The sequence below is a fragment of the Pseudomonas sp. LS-2 genome (assembly GCF_003605735.1).
Lineage (GTDB): Bacteria > Pseudomonadota > Gammaproteobacteria > Pseudomonadales > Pseudomonadaceae > Aquipseudomonas.
Map to the genome: position 1 here is coordinate 94,495 of NZ_QXTJ01000002.1, position 17,806 is coordinate 112,300.

At 60.9% G+C, this 17,806-nt stretch carries 14 protein-coding genes and 1 pseudogene; 8 read left to right on the plus strand and 7 right to left on the minus strand.

Translation table 11 applies throughout. The annotated features are described in order from the left end of the window. The first annotated feature begins 23 nt into the window (after nucleotides 1-23). Nucleotides 24-656 carry a glutathione transferase gene (gene yfcF, locus D3M70_RS01285; protein WP_120123699.1) on the plus strand — a complete coding sequence of 211 codons (633 nt, stop codon included), beginning with the start codon at nucleotides 24-26 and terminating at the stop codon, nucleotides 654-656. Between the two features lie 115 nt (nucleotides 657-771). Here the strand turns inward: yfcF and D3M70_RS01290 are convergent, their stop codons facing one another. Continuing rightward, on the minus strand, nucleotides 772-1,917 hold the full coding sequence (locus tag D3M70_RS01290) for an aldose epimerase family protein (RefSeq protein ID WP_120123701.1): 1,146 nt from the start codon (nucleotides 1,915-1,917) through the stop codon (nucleotides 772-774). Nucleotides 1,918-2,213: 296 nt separating this feature from the next. On the opposite strand from D3M70_RS01290, the gene D3M70_RS01295 reads away from it, so the two are divergent. The 5 genes and pseudogenes from D3M70_RS01295 (at nucleotide 2,214) to araH (ending at nucleotide 7,639) form a co-directional block, all read left to right on the plus strand. Beyond that, nucleotides 2,214-2,933, plus strand: coding sequence for a FadR/GntR family transcriptional regulator (locus D3M70_RS01295; protein ID WP_120123703.1), 720 nt, complete (start codon nucleotides 2,214-2,216; stop codon nucleotides 2,931-2,933). Between the two features lie 77 nt (nucleotides 2,934-3,010). After that, nucleotides 3,011-3,889, plus strand: a complete 879-nt coding sequence (locus D3M70_RS01300) for an SMP-30/gluconolactonase/LRE family protein (protein WP_120123705.1) — start codon at nucleotides 3,011-3,013, stop codon at nucleotides 3,887-3,889. A 163-nt stretch (nucleotides 3,890-4,052) separates the two neighbouring features. Further along, on the plus strand, nucleotides 4,053-5,057 hold the full coding sequence (locus D3M70_RS01305; RefSeq protein ID WP_120123706.1) for a substrate-binding domain-containing protein: 1,005 nt from the start codon (nucleotides 4,053-4,055) through the stop codon (nucleotides 5,055-5,057). Between the two features lie 180 nt (nucleotides 5,058-5,237). Next, nucleotides 5,238-6,486 (plus strand): annotated as a pseudogene (locus D3M70_RS01310) (ATP-binding cassette domain-containing protein); the annotation flags it as partial. Nucleotides 6,487-6,673: 187 nt separating this feature from the next. Beyond that, nucleotides 6,674-7,639, plus strand: a complete 966-nt coding sequence (araH, locus tag D3M70_RS01315) for an L-arabinose ABC transporter permease AraH (protein ID WP_165869710.1) — start codon at nucleotides 6,674-6,676, stop codon at nucleotides 7,637-7,639. Between the two features lie 190 nt (nucleotides 7,640-7,829). Here araH and D3M70_RS01320 read toward each other — a convergent pair whose 3' ends face one another. The 6 genes from D3M70_RS01320 to D3M70_RS01345 form a co-directional block, all read right to left on the minus strand. Continuing rightward, nucleotides 7,830-9,125 carry an amidase gene (locus tag D3M70_RS01320; protein ID WP_120123708.1) on the minus strand — a complete coding sequence of 432 codons (1,296 nt, stop codon included), beginning with the start codon at nucleotides 9,123-9,125 and terminating at the stop codon, nucleotides 7,830-7,832. 34 nt (nucleotides 9,126-9,159) lie between these two features. After that, entirely contained in the window at nucleotides 9,160-9,666 is a 507-nt protein-coding gene (locus D3M70_RS01325; RefSeq protein ID WP_120123710.1) for a helix-turn-helix domain-containing protein, read from the minus strand. Between the two features lie 365 nt (nucleotides 9,667-10,031). Further along, on the minus strand, nucleotides 10,032-10,646 hold the full coding sequence (locus D3M70_RS01330; protein ID WP_120123712.1) for a membrane integrity-associated transporter subunit PqiC: 615 nt from the start codon (nucleotides 10,644-10,646) through the stop codon (nucleotides 10,032-10,034). Continuing rightward, nucleotides 10,643-12,325, minus strand: coding sequence for an intermembrane transport protein PqiB (locus D3M70_RS01335; protein ID WP_120123714.1), 1,683 nt, complete (start codon nucleotides 12,323-12,325; stop codon nucleotides 10,643-10,645). The genes D3M70_RS01330 and D3M70_RS01335 overlap by 4 nt, the downstream gene beginning before the upstream one ends. Next, nucleotides 12,318-12,932 carry a paraquat-inducible protein A gene (locus tag D3M70_RS01340; protein WP_120123715.1) on the minus strand — a complete coding sequence of 205 codons (615 nt, stop codon included), beginning with the start codon at nucleotides 12,930-12,932 and terminating at the stop codon, nucleotides 12,318-12,320. Before D3M70_RS01340 ends, D3M70_RS01335 begins: the two co-directional genes overlap by 8 nt. Further along, nucleotides 12,929-13,579 (minus strand): paraquat-inducible protein A, encoded by a 651-nt coding sequence (locus tag D3M70_RS01345; protein WP_256659656.1) that lies wholly within the window; start codon nucleotides 13,577-13,579, stop codon nucleotides 12,929-12,931. Before D3M70_RS01345 ends, D3M70_RS01340 begins: the two co-directional genes overlap by 4 nt. A gap of 405 nt (nucleotides 13,580-13,984) precedes the next feature. On the opposite strand from D3M70_RS01345, the gene D3M70_RS01350 reads away from it, so the two are divergent. Together D3M70_RS01350 and aldA are read left to right on the plus strand one after the other, a co-directional pair. Further along, nucleotides 13,985-16,159, plus strand: a complete 2,175-nt coding sequence (locus D3M70_RS01350; RefSeq protein WP_120123717.1) for a PQQ-dependent dehydrogenase, methanol/ethanol family — start codon at nucleotides 13,985-13,987, stop codon at nucleotides 16,157-16,159. Between the two features lie 130 nt (nucleotides 16,160-16,289). Further along, nucleotides 16,290-17,732, plus strand: coding sequence for an aldehyde dehydrogenase (gene aldA / locus D3M70_RS01355; RefSeq protein ID WP_120123719.1), 1,443 nt, complete (start codon nucleotides 16,290-16,292; stop codon nucleotides 17,730-17,732). Nucleotides 17,733-17,806: the final 74 nt, after the last annotated feature.

The following is a 17,806-nucleotide window of genomic DNA, read 5'->3' on the forward strand; positions in this document are numbered from 1 at the left end:
GATACAAATATGGAGATCGCCCCGTGAATGCTGCCCCTGTGCGCCTGTACATCGATGCCCGATTCACCAGCCCTTATGCCATGTCGGTGTTCGTCGCCCTGCGAGAGAAGGACATCGATTTCGAGTTGATGAAGGTTGATCTTCACGCCGCCAGACATCGGGCGAAGGGCTATGCGGACCTGTCCCTGACACAGCGGGTGCCGATGCTGGTCGATGGCGACTTTTCCCTCTCCGAGTCATCGGCGATTACCGAGTATCTCGAGGACCGCTTTGCCCAGACGCCGATCTACCCCCGGGACGTGCAACAACGCGCTCGTGCTCGTCAGGTCCAGGCGTGGTTGCGCAGCGACCTGGTGGCGATCCGCGAAGAGCGTTCGACGCTGGTGGTGTTCTACGGCCGCCAATACCCGCCGCTGTCCTCGGATGGGCAGGCGGCTGCGAACAAACTCATCAGCGCTGCCCAGGCCTTGCTGGCTGATGGTCAGGAGCATCTGTTCGGTGAATGGTCGATTGCCGATGTCGACCTGGCGCTGATGCTCAACCGCCTGATTCTCAATGGCGATGAAGTGCCTGCACCGCTGGTGCAATACGCTCAGCGTCAATGGCAGCGGGCGACGGTGCAGGAGTGGGTCGGTCAGCAGCGTCCGCCGTTGTAACCCTGAACGCAAGTTCCATAGCGGTAGGCCGGATAGCGGCACGGCTTGCCGGTGGCAGCGTCGCGAAAGACGCCACCACCGGTAGGACCGTGCTGCCAGAGGGGAGGGGTGTAGGTTACTTGCTCACGAACTTGAACACGGTGGTCTGGGTATAGGCCTTGCCCGGATCGAGACGCGTGGACGGGAAGCCCTTCTGGTTCGGGGAGTCGGGGTAGTGCTGGGTTTCAAGGGTGAACGCGCCCCAGTGCGGGTAGATCTTGCCCGCTTTGCCCTTGACCGTACCGTCCAGGAAATTGCCGGTGTACAGCTGCACGCCAGGTTCGCTGGTGAACAGTTGCAAGTGGCGCCCGGATTTCGGGTCAACCACTTCAGCGGCCAGTTCCGACACCTTGCCTTTGGTGTCCAGCACCCAGTTGTGGTCATAGCCGCCCTGAGTCGGCTCGGCGAATTTCAGTTGTTCGTTGTCTTCGCGAATCCGCTTGCCGAACGCCGTGGGCTTGAGGAAGTCTAGCGGGGTGCCTGCCACGGGCGGCAGTTCGCCGGTCGGGATCAGTTTCACGTTGACCGGCGTGTAGTGGGAGGCCTTGACCATCGCCACCTGATCGAGAATGTCGCCATTGCCAGCGCCGGCCAGGTTGAAATAGCTGTGGTTGGTCAGGTTCAGCACCGTCGGTTTGTCGGTGGTGGCGTGGTACTGAATGCGCAGTTCGTTCTTCTCGTTGAGGCTGTAGGTGACTTCGGTCTTCAGGGTTCCCGGAAAGCCCATTTCGCCGTCCGCCGAGACGTAGGTCAGTTTGACCCCGACCCAGCCCTTGTCCTTGACGGACTCAGCCTTCCACACCTGTTTGTCGAAGCCCTTGGTGCCTCCGTGGAGCGCGTTGGTCTTGTCGTTCTGCGGCACCTGATAGGACTTGCCGTCGAGGCTGAATTTACCGTCTGCCAAGCGGTTGCCGAAACGGCCGATGGTCGCACCAAAGAACGAGGTGCCCTTGAGGTAACCGTCCAGATCGTCGAAGCCCAGGACCACGTCCTCGGTCTTGCCGTTCTTGTCCGGCACCAGCAGTGATTGCAGCGTGCCGCCGTAGGTGATGACCGTGGCCTGCATGCCCAGACTGTTGCGCAGGGTGTATTTCTCGACGGAGGTGCCATCCGGCATCTTGCCGAACGCGGCGTGTTCGCTGGTGAGCCCGGCGGCAGCGTTGGCCGAAAGCGCGGCGGCCAGCAGTGACAGTCCGATAGCAGGGATAAGCGTCTTCCTCATTGCGTCCTTCCTTTTGTTGTTATGGGATGCAGCTGTTTTTGTAGGACCCGACAGTTCGACTCCTACAACCTGTATTTGGTAATACTATTCAGGAGTGGAAAAACGGATTCTTCGATTTATAGATCAAAAACACTCGATTTAAAAATAAATTGTAATACTATTTGGAAAGCGTTGATTCTGCCCTGGTTCGCGGAACAGGTTTAGACCCGCTTTTTCGGGTTGTACAGGCGTTTGACACCCAATCGTATGATGATTAGCCTCAAATCGCGGAAAGCACCGCGATAAGGGGCGGATGTATGAGCAACAGTTTTCACGCGTCGACGGTAGACCGTCTGGGAGCCTGGATTGCTCACGGCAACGTGGGGCCTGGGCAGTCGCTGAAGGTCGAGGCGGCGCTGGGTGAGGAATTCGGGGTCAGCCGTACGGTCATCCGCGAAGCCATCAAGACATTGGTGGCCAAGGGCATGCTGGAGGTGGGGCCGAAAGTCGGGACACGGGTCTTGCCGTTGCGCAGCTGGAATCTGTTCGACCCGCAGGTGGTCGGCTGGTTGGCGGCCAAGGGCCTGACGCAAGGTTTTGTGATGGATTTGCTGGATCTGCGTCGCGCCATCGAACCGATGGCGGTGCGCTGGGCCTGCGAGCGGGCCACCGCGCAACAGATTGCCGAGATCCAGGCGGCGTATCGGGTGCTGGAAACCAGTGTCGCGGACATGGGGGACTACAACCACGCCGACCAGTGTTTTCACGAGGCAGTGCTGGCGGCCAGTCACAACCAGTTCATCGAACAGATGTTGCCGGCGTTGGGCGCTTTGCTGGCGATCTCTTTCGAGGTGTCGTCGGCGGTACCAGGCGAGTTGGGCAGAACGCTGCCGTTGCACAAGGAACTGGCCGACGCCATCGCCAGCCGAGACGCGGCCCGTGGCGTCTGGGCCTGTATGAGCCTGATCGAGAACGCCTGTGAGGTGATTTCCCGCTCGTTGGCGCAGCAGGGGTTGAAGCAGCAAGCGCTGAAGTAGTCAGCGCTCGAGCCAGAAGCATCACGCAGCAAAACGGGGCGAGCAGCCCTCGACAACAATAAGAACAGGACCTACGTATGAAGTGGCAGCCGGTCTGTGACCAGCGATTCAAATTGGCCGAAGGGCCGTTCTGGGATGACATCCAGCATGCGTTGTACTGGGTTGATATCGCCGGATTCCGTGCGTTGCGCCTGCATCGAGAGCAGGTGCGTCACTGGCAGTTCAACGAGCCGGTTTCAGCGTTCATTCCCACGACGCAAGGCGATGCGCTGGTAACCTTGGCCAGCGGCGTCTACCGTCTTGACTTGAGCTCCCCGGCCGATCACCCCCGGTTGTCGCTGCTGTGCGTGGCCGATCCGGTCCAGGGCAATCGGGCCAACGAAGCCCGTTGCGATGGTCATGGCCGGCTGTGGCTGGGGAGCATGCAGAACAACCTCGATGCTCAGGGCGGCGACGTGCCGCTGGAGCGTCGTTCCGGTGGACTGTTTCGGGTTCACGCCGACGCGTCGGTTACGCCATTGCTCGGCGGGCAGGGCATCGTCAACACGCTGCTATGGCAGGACGATCATGGCGCGCTGCTCACCGCAGACAGCCTCGATGGCGTGATTTACCGCTACCCGATACAGGCCGATGGCTCGCTGGGCGAGCGTCGTATCTGGGCGCAGCAGCACGAGCGCGGAGACCCTGACGGTTCGGCCATGGACGCCGAAGGCTATGTGTGGAACGCGCGATGGGGCGGTCACTGTCTGATTCGTTTCGCCCCGGACGGCAGCGTCGACCGCGTCGTCGAATTGCCCGTCAGTCACCCTACCAGTTGCGTGTTCGGCGGTCCGGACATGACCACGCTGTTCGTCACCAGCGCGAGACCTGCCAGCGATGCGCTGGATCTGGATGGCTGTGTTTTGCAGGTGGAGACCGGCATCAAGGGTATGCCCTCCGACCGTTTTGCCGGTTGAGGAAGGGCCAGGGACGAGGGGTGTGACACTCGGTTACATAGGCTGCATTGATAATATGATATGACTGTTTTCAGTCGCTCGGCTCTTCAGTGATTTCATCACGGGCCGTCACGACACTCACTGCTGGACGCTGTAGCTAGTCAATAAAAATAAGGAGTTAGCTATGTTGAGTCGCCACGGGATCCGTTCCCTGTGCTGTGCCGCTGTTGCCACCGCCATCGTTGGCATGAGCGGCGGTGTATCCGCTGCCGATCCGGTCAAGATCGGCTTCCTCGTCAAACAGGCCGAGGAGCCATGGTTCCAGACCGAATGGCAGTTCGCTGAAAAGGCCGGTAAGGACCACGGCTTCGAAGTGATCAAGATTGCCGTACCCGACGGCGAAAAAACCCTCACCGCCATCGACAACCTCGCCGCCAATGGCGCCAAGGGTTTCGTCATCTGCCCGCCTGACGTCTCGCTGGGCCCTGCCATCGTCGCCAAGGCCAAGGCCAACGACCTGAAGGTCATGGCGGTGGACGACCGTTTCGTCGACGCCAAAGGCAAGTTCATGGAGGACGTGCCTTACGTGGGGATGGCCGCGTTCGAAGTCGGTCAGAAACAAGGCGCGGCCATGGCCACCGAAGCGCAGAATCGCAAGTGGGACTGGAAAGAGACCTACGCGATCATCAACACCTACAACGAGCTGGACACTGGCAAGAAACGCACCGACGGTTCGGTCGATGCGTTGAAAAAAGCCGGTCTGCCTGAAGACCACATCCTGTTCACCCCGCAGAAAACCCTCGACGTGCCCGGCAGCATGGACGCAACCAACGCGGCCCTGCCTAAACTGCCAAGCGGCGCGAAGAATTTGATCGTGGGCGGCATGAACGACAACACCGTGCTCGGTGGCGTGCGGGCGACCGCTGGCGCAGGTTTTTCCGCAGATAACGTGATCGGCATCGGCATCAATGGCACCGACGCCATTGACGAGCTGAAAAAGGCCAAGAGCGGCTTCTTCGGTTCGATGCTGCCAAGCCCTGACAAAGAGGGCTACAACACCGCCCTGCAGATGTACGAGTGGGTCACCACCGGCAAGGAACCCGCCAAATACACCGCCATGGATGACGTGACCCTGATCACCCGTGAAAACTTCAAGGAAGTGCTGAGCAAGATCGGCCTTTACAAGTAATCCGCGGCGCACATCGGCAGGCCTGATGCTTCAGGCCGACATCTGCAAGGCCTCGCTCCACACCCGATGGTTGGAGCGAGGAGGAGGTGGTTCATGCAACAGGCATCAGCACAACAACAGCCGTCCGGCGGCAGTCTGCGCTTCAACGGGATTGGCAAGACCTTTCCCGGCGTGAAAGCGCTGTCGGACATCAATTTCGAAGCTCGGCCAGGCAGCGTGCATGCGCTGATGGGCGAGAACGGCGCGGGCAAGTCGACGCTGCTCAAGATTCTGGGTGGTTCGTATCAGCCCAACAGCGGCGACCTGCAGATCGGCGATCAGCACCTGGCGTTCAAATCCACCGCAGACAGCATCGCGGCCGGGGTCGCGGTGATTCACCAGGAATTGCACCTGGTGCCGGAAATGTCGGTGGCGGAAAACCTGCTGCTGGGGCACATGCCCAACCGCTGGGGTCTGGTCAACCGGCGGGCGATGATGCGTCGCGCCCGCGAGTTGCTCAAGGGCCTGGCGGATGAAATCGATCCTGGCACCCGACTGGGCGATCTTTCGTTGGGTCAGCGGCAGTTGGTGGAAATCGCCAAGGCCATGTCGCGCAATGCTCACGTCATCGCCTTCGACGAACCCACCAGCAGCCTGTCCGCCCGTGAGATCGATCGTCTGATGGCGATCATCGTCAAGTTGCGCGATGAGGGCCGGGTCATTCTCTACGTGTCGCACCGCATGGAAGAAATCTTCCGCGTGTGCGATGCCGTGACCGTGTTCAAGGACGGGCGCTTCGTACGCACCTTCGATGACATGGCGGACCTTGACCATGATCGTCTCGTGACCTGTATGGTCGGGCGTGACATTCAGGACATCTACAACTACCGCGCTCGCCAGCATCAGGGGCCGAGCCTGCGTGTCACCGGTCTGATGGGGCCTGGCCTTCAGGAACCGGTGAGTTTCGCGGTGGAGAAGGGCGAGGTGCTGGGTTTCTTCGGGCTGGTGGGTGCGGGTCGTACCGAACTGTTCCGGATTCTGTCCGGGCTGACCCGTAGCCAGGCCGGGACGCTGCAACTCGATGGCAAACCGCTGACGCTGAAGTCGCCACGGGATGCAATTGCCGCCGGCATTCTGTTGTGCCCGGAAGACCGCAAGAAAGAAGGGATCGTGCCGCTGTCCAGCGTCGCCGAGAACATCAACATCGGCGCGCGTCCCCGGCATGTGCACCTGGGTTGTTTGATCCAGGGCCGCTGGGAACGGGACAACGCGAAACATCAGATTCGCTCGATGAACGTCAAGACGCCATCGCCAGAGCAGCAGATGCTGTTTCTGTCAGGCGGCAATCAGCAGAAGGCGATTCTTGGCCGCTGGCTGTCGATGCCGATGAAGGTCCTGCTGCTCGACGAGCCGACCCGTGGCATCGACATCGGTGCCAAATCCGAGATCTNGTGGTGTCCAGCGATCTGATGGAGGTCATGGGGATTTCCGACCGCATTCTGGTCATGAGCGAAGGCGCCATCACCGGCGAGCTGTCTCGCGATGAGGCCAATGAACAACGGTTGTTGCAACTGGCACTGCCGCGCACGCGCGGTTGATATCTGGTCATGACAGTGAAAAATAAAAACGAGGTGCGTATGTCTACCGAAACCAGCCTGACGGCTCCCCGCCAGGGCATGAACATGCGTCGATTCGTCGACGACTGGGCCATGCTCCTGGCCGCATTGGGCATCTTTGTGCTCTGTGCCTTGCTCATCGACAACTTCATGTCCCCGCTGAACATGCGTGGCCTGGGCCTGGCGATTTCCACGGTCGGCATCGCCGCCTGCACCATGCTGTTCTGTCTGGCATCCGGGCATTTCGACCTGTCGGTCGGTTCGGTGCTGGCCTGCTCCGGAGTCATCGCGGGGATCGTGATCCGTGACACCGACAGCGTGTTCCTGGGTGTGTCGGCGGCATTGGCCATGGGCTTGCTGGTGGGGCTGATCAACGGCATCGTCATTGCCAAACTGCGGATCAACGCGTTGATCACCACGCTTGCGACCATGCAGATCGTGCGCGGTCTGGCGTACATCTTCTCCAACGGCAAGGCGGTGGGCGTCGGTGATGAGGCATTCTTCGTCTTCGGTAACGGCCAGTTGTTTGGCGTTCCGGTGCCGATCCTGATCACCATCGTCTGCTTCGTGTTCTTCGGCTGGCTGCTCAACTACACCACTTACGGGCGCAACTCGCTGGCCATCGGCGGCAACCAGGAAGCGGCATTACTGGCGGGTGTGCATGTCGATCGCACCAAGATCATCATCTTTGCCGTACACGGGCTGATCGGCGCTCTGGCCGGTGTGGTGCTGGCTTCGCGCATGACGTCGGGTCAGCCGATGATCGGTCAGGGTTTCGAACTGACGGTGATTTCTGCCTGTGTGCTGGGCGGGGTATCGCTCAGCGGCGGGATCGGCATGATTCGTCATGTGATCGCCGGGGTGCTGATTCTGGCGATCATCGAGAACGCCATGAACCTGAAGAACATCGACACGTTCTACCAGTACGTGATCCGCGGCACGATCCTGTTGCTGGCGGTGATCATTGACCGGTTGAAGCGTCGCTGATGAACCCGTCAGTCGCCTGAATCCTGTGGCAGTCCGGCTTGCCGGCGTTGGTGATCATGAGAACGCCACCGCCGGCAAGCCGTGCTGCTACAAGGGTGATGTCGCATTCAGGCTGTTGATTCTGGCCGAAGGCCGTAGCAGTCCGGCTTGCCGGCGGTGGTGATCATCTGATCTTCCCCCAGCTCGGTGTTCAGCCCCTTGCGAGGGCCTGCTCGACCCACCTGGTAAACGCCAGGGTCGCGGTATCGCTCATCACCGGCCCGATCAACTGAACCCCCAGCGGCAACCCTTGGGGTCCGACACCCACGGGCAGGTTCAGACTCGGCAAGCCCAGCAGGCTCCAGATCCGCGAAAACAGCGGATCTCCCGTGCCTTCCAGCCCTGAATCCGCCTCGCCGCAGGCACTGGGCGTCATCAGCAGATCGTAACCGGCAAAATCACGCCCCATTCGATGCCGGGCCGAGGCCAGTTGCGCGCGGTGTTGCAGGCTCTGTTCGAACGTGATCCGCGAGCCGCGCTCCAGCATCGCCCTTAGGCGCTCACTCAACAGGTCCGGGTGATTCACGCGCTCGTCGGCCAATGCCTTGAACGCTTCGGCGCACATCACTTCGTCGTGCACATCTGTCAACGCCGACACGCTGTCGGCGAGGGTGACATCGACGACCTGCACCCCAACCGCGATCAGTCGTTGCACCGTCGATTCGAAGGCCTGCCGAGCAGCAGGGCTCGCTTTGTCCCATTGAGGTGTGCGACAGACACCGATCCGCGGCTTGCGGTCCTCGGGTAACTGACGCCATTGCGGGGCGCAGGCCATCACCGATGTCAGCAACGCCACGTCATCCACGCAACGACCGAAGCCTCCCACCGTATCCAGCGACTCGCTCAGGCTCTTCACCCCAGCGCGGGGGATCAGCCCGAAGCTGGGCTTGAAACCGACGATGCCACAATACGCCGCGGGCCGAATCACCGACGCTGCCGTCTGCGTCCCCAGGGCCAGCGGCACCATGTGCGCGGCCACGGCTGCCGCTGAACCGCTCGAGGATCCGCCGGGGGTGTGCGCAGGGTGATGGGGATTGCGAGTGGGGCCAGGGGTGAAGGTGGCGAACTCGGTGGTGACGGTCTTGCCCAGTACGATCGCACCGGCCTCTCGGCACAGCGCAACCGCAGCGGCGTCATTGCTCGGTCGATGCTGTCGGTAGACCGGCGAGCCATAGCCCGAGGGGAAGTCCCGGGTGTCGAACAGATCCTTGACCCCGAGCGGCAGACCGTGCAACGGACCTCGAATCGGGCCTTGGTCAAGCTGGCGAGCCTGTTCCATGGCGCGCGGTGCGTCGTATTCCCGCCAAGCCAAGACCTGAGGCTCACGGTCCTGAATCACCTCGATGCAGGCGCCCAGCAAGGCTTGCGCGGTCAACGCGCGACGCTGCAGAAGACGGGCGGCGTCACTGGCGGTCAGGCGGGAAAAATCGGGGTCAGAGAGGGGCATGAGGCGGTCCTGAAGCTGGGGACGAGAGCCCGGATCATGCCGCAGGCCCTGTTACGTTGTACACCGTCGGCATCCAGCTCAGCTTCGTGGTGACGAAGATCAGGCGCACCGAGGCCTGAGCCAGTTCCTGCGCCTCGGTCCGTATGGTGTGAAGCTCGGTCCTGAGGGATTCGTCATGGGTTTCATTGACTCGCGATTCTATCAGCAGGGTCATCTCGTACAGCGCGTCGATGAGTCCGTGCAGATTGCGATGCAGCTGATGAGTGACTTTGTCCAGATCCTGCTCCACCAGCGGGTCTTGGGGCAGCGAGGGTTCGGATTCGGCCTCGTCGGGCTTGATCGCGTGCACGCCGGTGAGGACATAGTGGATATCGACGCCTGCCTTGGTGATGCGTAACAGATAATCGGCCTTGGGGGAGCGGGCCCCGCTCTCGTAATTCCCTTGGGCGTTGGTTTCTACGCCGCCTATTGTGCCCAGTGCACTTTGCGACAGTTTCAACCGATTGCGTTCCTCGCGAAGTCGTTGACCTATCCCTGGCATGTGCTTCTCCTTTGCAGTGTCGCTGGCAGGCCGATTGGTAATGGTTGGCATCGGACCGGTCTGCGCACAAATACACCTCGACGATGTGCGCAGGATTAATTGGATTAGAGTGTTATATCTAGTTTTTAACGTGCCAAAGTACGGCGCGTTTTGGTCCGACAATACGATCAATTGGAACGCATTGTGGATCCAATCTAAGGATTTGGACAGGCTTTCGGTAAACAAACGTATGAATGTAGTTATCCGGAATATCGTAATTCGACTACGTTCTGCGCTCGTTTCGAGGGTAGGAAGCATTGCGCTGCACCTTTGAAATCGCCCCCGGGCACGGAGGGGGAGTGCCCGGTTTCGGTGCAGGTGAAGGGTCAGGAAGGGCAGCGGTTACCCGGCTGCCGAACCCAGTCAGTGGCGGTTTTAGCGATGGTATCGGCAAGGCTGGAGACAGCCTTCTGGTGGGCCAGTACCAGGCTTTCCATGCCGATGCCGGCAGGCTGGCGAATGACGCTGCTGCAGGTCAGTGTCTGTCGTTTACCGCCGCCGTCGCCGCGCAGACTCAGATTCCACACCACGTCGATCAGCGCGTACTGGCCAGGTACGGATTCGAATCGCCGTACATCGGTTCGCAGGGTCAGCACCGGCTCGTCGCTCTGCTTGGGCAGTCCGGCCAGGTCGCGGGAGCCAAAGCGGCGTTCCAGCTGCCCGGTCAGCGCATCATGGAACTCATCGCCCAGCGGCGCGCCCCAGCGCTCGTTCTCCAGAATGGCCAGACTGCCGTCCCCCTGACGCACCACCAGCGGCGGCTGATCGACCTGCACGGCCATCAGCACGGGCTGCATTTCGAACTGAAACGGCGCCCGAACGGGGGTGGCCGGTGCCTGAGTCGCCGGCGCGATCAGCGTGTAGTAATGCGTCGGCGTCGAGGCACAGGCACCCAGGCCCAGCGCGCAGGCCAGAATCAGTAGATGAGAACGCACAGTCATTGCACAGGCTCCGGAGCGATTTCACGGGAAGAGGAAGAACCTTTGTACGAGCCGGGCGCGGCGTCGCCGGTGCGGCCACGGATCAGCGATTCAGGATGGCGACTGAGGAAGTCGGTGAGTACGCGCACCGAGCGGGCAGTGCGCTGAACTTCTTCCATGGCCTGACCCAGTTGCTGACGTGCCGGAGAGTCATCCGAGAACGTGGCATTGGCGTTGCCGATTGTTTTCTGTGCCTGCTGCAAAGTACCGCGTACTTGTGGCAGAACATCACTGTTGACCTGTTTCATGGTCTTCTGAAGTTCGACCAGACTGCCATTGAGGTTCTTGGCCAGTTCATCGATAGGAATTTTCCCTAACTTGTCGACGAACGCCTGAAGTTGCTCCTGCAACTTGTCGAAACTGCCACCGGTAGTCGGAATTTCAAGCGGCCGGGCTTTAGCGTTGTAAGCGATCTTCGGTGCTTTGGGATCGAAGTCCATCGCCACATACAACTGTCCCGTCAGCAGGTTGCCATTGCGGATCTGGGCGCGCAGACCGCGCTCGACGAAGCGTCCAAGTATACGTGAGGTCAGTTCTTCTTCATCGCCGCCACCGGCCTGCTCTTTGAGCTTGTCGTTGGCGCCGCCCAGGCGCTGAGGATAGATCACCGCACCGACGACACCGGGGAAGGTTCCGGTGGCGGCGTCGTAGTCCAGGTCCACCGAGACAACACGGCCAATGTTCACCCCCAGGAAATCCACCGGTGCGTTGACCACCAGGCCACGCAAGGATTGATTGAAGCGCATGCGGATGTATTTCGGCTCGCCATCGGGTGGCGCCAGCGCGGTGGCCTGATCTTCGAACAGCTTGTATTCGGCGTTGCTCTCGGCGGGCTTGGCATCGGGGCTGTACTTGGGTTCGCGAAACGCAATGCCGCCGGAGATGATCGACGTCAGCGATTGCGTCGAGACCTTCAGACCTGCTGCGCCCACGCTGACATCGATACCGCTGGCGTTCCAGAAACGTGAATCGGTGAGCACGAATTGATCGTTGGGCGAACTGACGAAAATTTCGATGTCCACACCCTTGCCGTCCTTGGCCAGCTCATAGGCCACGACCTGGCCGACCTGAATCCGCCGGAAGTAGACCGGCGAGCCGATGTCCAGCGAACCAAGGTCGTCGGTATGCAGGATGAAGCGCTTGCCTTTCTCGCCGAAGGTCACGGGCGGCGGGGTCTCAAGGCCAGTGAAATTCTTCTCGGTCTTCTCCGAGCTGCCGGCGTCGGCACTGATGAACGCGCCGGACAGCAGGGTGTCGACGCCGGACACGCCATGGGCGCCGATGCGTGGGCGCACCACCCAGTATTGCGAATCGGCGCGGGTAAATGGCGCGGCCGACTGGTTGAGTTCGATGGTCGCCAGCACATGCGTGCGATCTTCGCTCAGATCGATGTCGGTTACCGTACCGATCACCACGTTCTTGTATTTGACCTGAGTCTTCTTGGCTTCCAGGCCTTCTGCGGTGAGAAAACTCACCACGACCTTGGGGCCGACGTTGAGGAAGTCGTGGATGACCATCGACAGGCCGATGATGCCGGCAACGATTGGCACCAGCCAGACCAGGGAGATACGCGCCTTGCTAGCCTTGACCTGGGGTCGTGCCGGTGTCGGCGCTGATGGGGGTAGGGTGTTATCAGACATCTTCAACCTCTGCGTCCCAGATCAACCGGGGATCGAAACTCATGGCGGCGAACATCGTCATCACCACCACCAAACCAAAGAACAGAATGCCCAGGCGCGGCTCGATGGTACTGAGCCCGCGAAACTGGACCAGCGCTGCCACCAGCGCGACCACCAGTACGTCGAGCATCGACCAGTAGCCGATCAGCTCGATGAAGCGATAAAGCCGTGAACGTTCGCGCATCGCCCACTGGCTGCGCCGCTGACAGGTCACCAGCAACATGCCCAGCACCAGAAACTTGATGCACGGCACCAGCACACTGGCGATGAAGATCAGAATTGCGATGTCCCAGGAGCCGCCTTCGGCGAACTCGATCACACCGCTCATGATGGTGTTTTCACTGGCGCTGCCCAGCAGCGTGGTGAACATGACCGGCATGGTATTGGCGGGGATATAGAAAATCAGCCCGGCGATCAGGAACGCCCAGGTGCGCGCCAGGCTATTGGGTTTGCGCTGATGAACCGCCGACTCGCAACGCGGGCACTCGTGGGCGTCCTGCGGGCAGACGTAGCTGCACACATGGCAGAGGGTGACCTTGCGTTCGCGAGCGAAGGGGATGCCGTTCATTCCGGTTCCACTCCCAGCTCGGTCCATAGCCTGCGGATGTCCTTTCCGGCAATCAGCAGAATCAGCACCATCAACATCCCCATTGCCCACAACCCCACGCCGGGATGGACGTCGAGCATGCCCGACAGCTTGACGATCGACACCAGAATGCCCAGCAGACAGACCTCGAGCATGCTCCATGGCCGCAAATGTTCGAGGGCGCGCATGCAGCTCTTGAAGCCTGGGGCGATCTCGTTGCGATGGGCATGCACCAGCACCCAGAACAGCAGGGCGATCTGCAACGCCGGGGCGAGAATGATCGCAAGCCCGGCGACCAGTGCGATCAACGTGATCTGCCCCTGCGCCAGCGCATGGACCGAGCCCCAGAGGGTCACCTCGTTGTACAGGCCTTTCATGCTGATGCTGATGACCGGAAAGACGTTGGCGAAGATGAACATGATCCCCGCCGCGATGCTCAGCGCCAGCATCTGTTCGATGCTCATGCGGTGACCGCGGTCGAGCATGGCTGCGCAGCGCAGGCAATAAGACGACTCGCCCTTGTTCAGGGGCTGAGCCTCGTACAGCGAATCGCAGTGCTCGCAGATGATCCACTGAGCGGGATCGTCCTGGGGCGTGGGTGCGGTGGTCGAAGAGGGTGAGGTGTTCACGATAGGCCGGCTTTGCAGGATTGAATGCTCGACGACGGGATCACGCCAGTGGCTTTCCCGACGCAGGACGAATGCTGGTGGAGTGTGGCTGATGTCATGAACCGCACGCAGGTAAGTTCGAATGAAAGATTGACCACTTTGCCAGCATCGGGTTCGGTGCCGGTCAGGGGATATGTAGAAAACCCGTGAATAAAACCACGTTTTCGGTCGTCTCCGTGCACAAGTTGTTGCGACGTGTGTTGCCGAAAACGCGACAAGTGTAGCGCGACAGCGCCGGCTCGCGCTGCCTTTCGTGTGCATAAGTAATTGAAACACAGCGGTTTATCTCGCGTGGCACAGCGCTTGCTCTCTGGGTTTTCAGCCGGGGCACATACGCCCCCGGTTCTAATAAGAACGGAGAGCCTCATGAACCGATTTGGCCAACACTTTCACCTTGCCGGCGCCCCGACCCGTTTGCTGCTCAGCGCCGTCGCCCTGAGCATTGCCTGCACGCTGCCCAGTTACGCCGATCAAACCCCTGCCGCAGTGGACGGCGTGCGGATCGGCGCTGCCGATCAGGAACCCGGTAACTGGATGAGCCACGGGCGCACTTACGACGAACAGCGCTTCAGCCCTCTGAAAAAAATCAATGACGGCAACGTCGACAAACTGGGCCTGGCCTGGACCTACAAGCTGGACATCGACCGGGGTGTGGAAGCCACACCCATCGTGGTCGACGGGGTGATGTACACCACCGGGCCGTTCTCGGTGGTTTATGCACTGGATGCGCGCAATGGCAAATTGCTCTGGAAGTACGACCCGCAGTCCGACCGTAGCCGCGCCGGCGAAGCGTGCTGCGATGCAGTGAACCGGGGCGTTGCAGTGTGGGGTGGAAAAGTCTTCGTCGGTGTGCTCGACGGCCGTCTGGAGGCGATCGATGCCAAGACCGGGCAGAAGGTCTGGTCGGTGGACACCCGCACCAGCCCTGATCGCTCGATCACCATCACGGGCGCCCCGCGTGTGGTGAAAGGCAAGGTGATCATCGGCAACGGCGGCGCCGAGTACGGCGTGCGCGGTTACATCACCGCCTATGACGCCGACACGGGCAAACAGGACTGGCGTTTCTTCACCGTGCCGGGCGATCCGAAACTGCCACCGGAAAACAAGGCCATGGAAATCGCCAGCAAGACCTGGTTCGGCGACAAGTTCGTCGAGCAGGGCGGTGGCGGTACGGTCTGGGACTCGATGTCCTACGACCCGAAACTCAATCTGCTGTACATCGGCGTCGGCAACGCGTCTTCGTGGAACCCGCGTCTGCGCTCCGAAGGCAAGGGCGACAATCTGTTCCTGTCGTCCATCGTCGCGATCAATCCGGACAACGGCGAGTACGTCTGGTATTACCAGACCACGCCGGGTGACGCCTGGGACTTCACCGCCACCGCGCACATCATGCTGGCTGACTTGAAGATCGACGGCAAAGAACGCCAGGTGCTGATGCAGTCGCCCAAAAACGGCTTTTTCTACGTCATCGACCGCAAGACCGGCGAGTTGCTGTCGGCCAAGAACATCGTGCCGATCAACTGGGCCACCGGGGTCGACATGAAGACCGGTCGGCCCATCGTCGATGAGAAAGCCGCGGTCTACTGGCGCGATCCGGAGAAGAAAGCGCTGCTGGTCCAGCCCGCGTTCTGGGGTGCCCATGACTGGCAACCGATGTCTTATAACCCTCAGACCGGCCTGGTCTACATCCCGGCGCACATCATGTCGGCGCTGTATCAGGACGTTGACGGCCAGCCGCCGCGCAAGAAGTTCAAGAGCATGTACCAGTTGCAGGTCAACACCGGAATGATGCCGGAAGACCCGGAAGGCCTGCGCAAACTGGCCGACACCTGGACCGGCAAGCTCATCGCCTGGGACCCGCTCAAACAGGAAGCGCGTTGGGAAGTGCCGTACTCGACGATCTTCAACGGCGGGACCCTGAGCACGGCGGGCAACCTGCTGTTCGAGGGCACGGCGGATGGGCGCGTGGTCGCCTATTCGGCGGACAAGGGCAAGGTGCTGTGGGAACAGCCGGCCAATACCGGGGTGATGGCAGGGCCTGTGACCTACGAGGTGGACGGCGAGCAATACGTGACGTTCATGGCCGGCTGGGGCGGGGCGTTTTCGACTTTCGCCGGGGCCTTGTCGTTGCGCGCCGGGGCCAAGCCCAACGCGCAGGTGCTGACCTACAAACTCGGCGGCACGGCGAAGCTGCCTGACCTGAAATACAAATACGCGGATCGCAAGGTCGATCCACCGGCGTTTACCGGCACCACCGAGCAGGTGGACAAGGGCCGCGCGCTGTTCAACGGCCACTGCGACACCTGTCACGGCATCAACGCCATCAGTGGCGGCGTGCTGCCCGATCTGCGGATGCTGAGCAAGGAAAACCATCAGATGTTCCTCGGCATCGTCTACGGCGGGCGGGTCAATGACGGCATGCCGTCGTTCGCCGACGAGCTCAAGCCGGACGAGGTGGAGTTGGTGCATCAATACATCATCAAGCGCGCCAACGATCTGAAGAAAGAAATGGCATCGGCGAAGACCGCTGCGGCGCAGTAGTCGGTGGTTATGACCTCTGTAGCAGTCTGGTTTGCCGGCGGCAGCGATGGTGAGGATGCCAGCGCCGGCAAACGGAACGCCGGACCGCTACGGGGGAAGTTTTCCCTAATTCAAGACAGAGGCAGAACACATGAGCACTTCATTACCGATCTACCAAAGCTACATCGACGGGGCGTTCAGCGCCGGCGACAACCTGATCGAAGTCTTCAACCCGGCCAACGGCGAGCTGCTGGGATCTGTTCCCGAAACCAGCCTCAGTGAAGTCGAACGCGCCCTCGCGGCTGCGCGTACGGCCCAAAAGGGCTGGGCGAAAAAACCGGCCAACGAACGCGCAGGCTATCTGCGTCGCATCGCCAGCAAGGTGCGCGACAACGCCGACCGTCTGGCGCGGATCATCACCGCCGAACAGGGCAAGGTGCTGGGGCTGGCGCTGGTCGAAGTCAATTTCACAGCCGACTATCTGGATTACATGGCCGAGTGGGGTCGCCGTCTGGAAGGGGAAATCCTGACCAGCGACCGGCCAGGGGAAAACATCTTCGTGTTCCGCAAACCGCTGGGGGTCGTGGCCGGGATTCTGCCGTGGAACTTCCCGTTCTTCCTCATCGCGCGCAAGCTCGCGCCGGCGTTGATCACCGGCAATACCATCGTGATCAAACCGAGCGAAGAAACCCCGATCAACTGCTTTGAATTCGCGAAACTGCTCGCCGAAACCGACCTGCCCAAAGGCGTGGTCAACATCGTTTCGGGCAAGGGCGCCACGGTGGGCAACGCGCTGAGCGCCAGTTCGAAAGTGGACATGGTCAACTTCACCGGCAGTGTCGCGACCGGCCAGCGCATCATGGCCGCTGCCGCACACAACATCACCAAACTCAATCTGGAACTGGGCGGCAAGGCACCGGCCATCGTACTGGCCGATGCCGACCTGGGCCTAGCGGTCAAAGCGATTACGGCCTCGCGGGTGATCAACACCGGGCAAGTCTGCAACTGCGCCGAGCGGGTGTACGTCGAGCGCAAAGTTGCCGATCAGTTCGTGGAGCAGGTCAGTGCGGCGATGGCCGCAACCCGATACGGCGATCCATTGGCCGAGGAGGGGCTGGACATGGGGCCGCTGGTCAACAGGGCCGGTCTGGACAAGGTCGCACAAATGGTCAAGACCGCCGTCGGCGATGGCGCACAAGTGATCACCGGTGGCGCGATTGCCGACAAGAATGGCAAGGGCTTCCACTACCAGCCGACGGTCCTCGCCAACTGCCGTCAGGACATGGAAATCATGCGTCAGGAAATCTTCGGGCCGGTGCTGCCGATCCAGATCGTCGACGACCTGGACGAAGCCATTGCCCTGGCCAATGACTGCGAATACGGCCTGACCTCATCGATCTACACCCGCGACCTCAGCGCTGCGATGCGCGCCTGCAATGAGATCGACTTCGGCGAAACCTACATCAATCGCGAGAACTTCGAAGCCATGCAGGGCTTCCACGCCGGGATTCGCAAATCCGGGATCGGCGGCGCGGATGGCAAGCACGGGGTGTATGAGTTCACCCATACCCATGTGGTGTATATCCAGATTTGACCCCATACCCGGCCCCAAACTTGTAGGAGTGAGCGTGCTCGCGATTGATTTGTGTCGGTGGCTGCTTTTGCAAC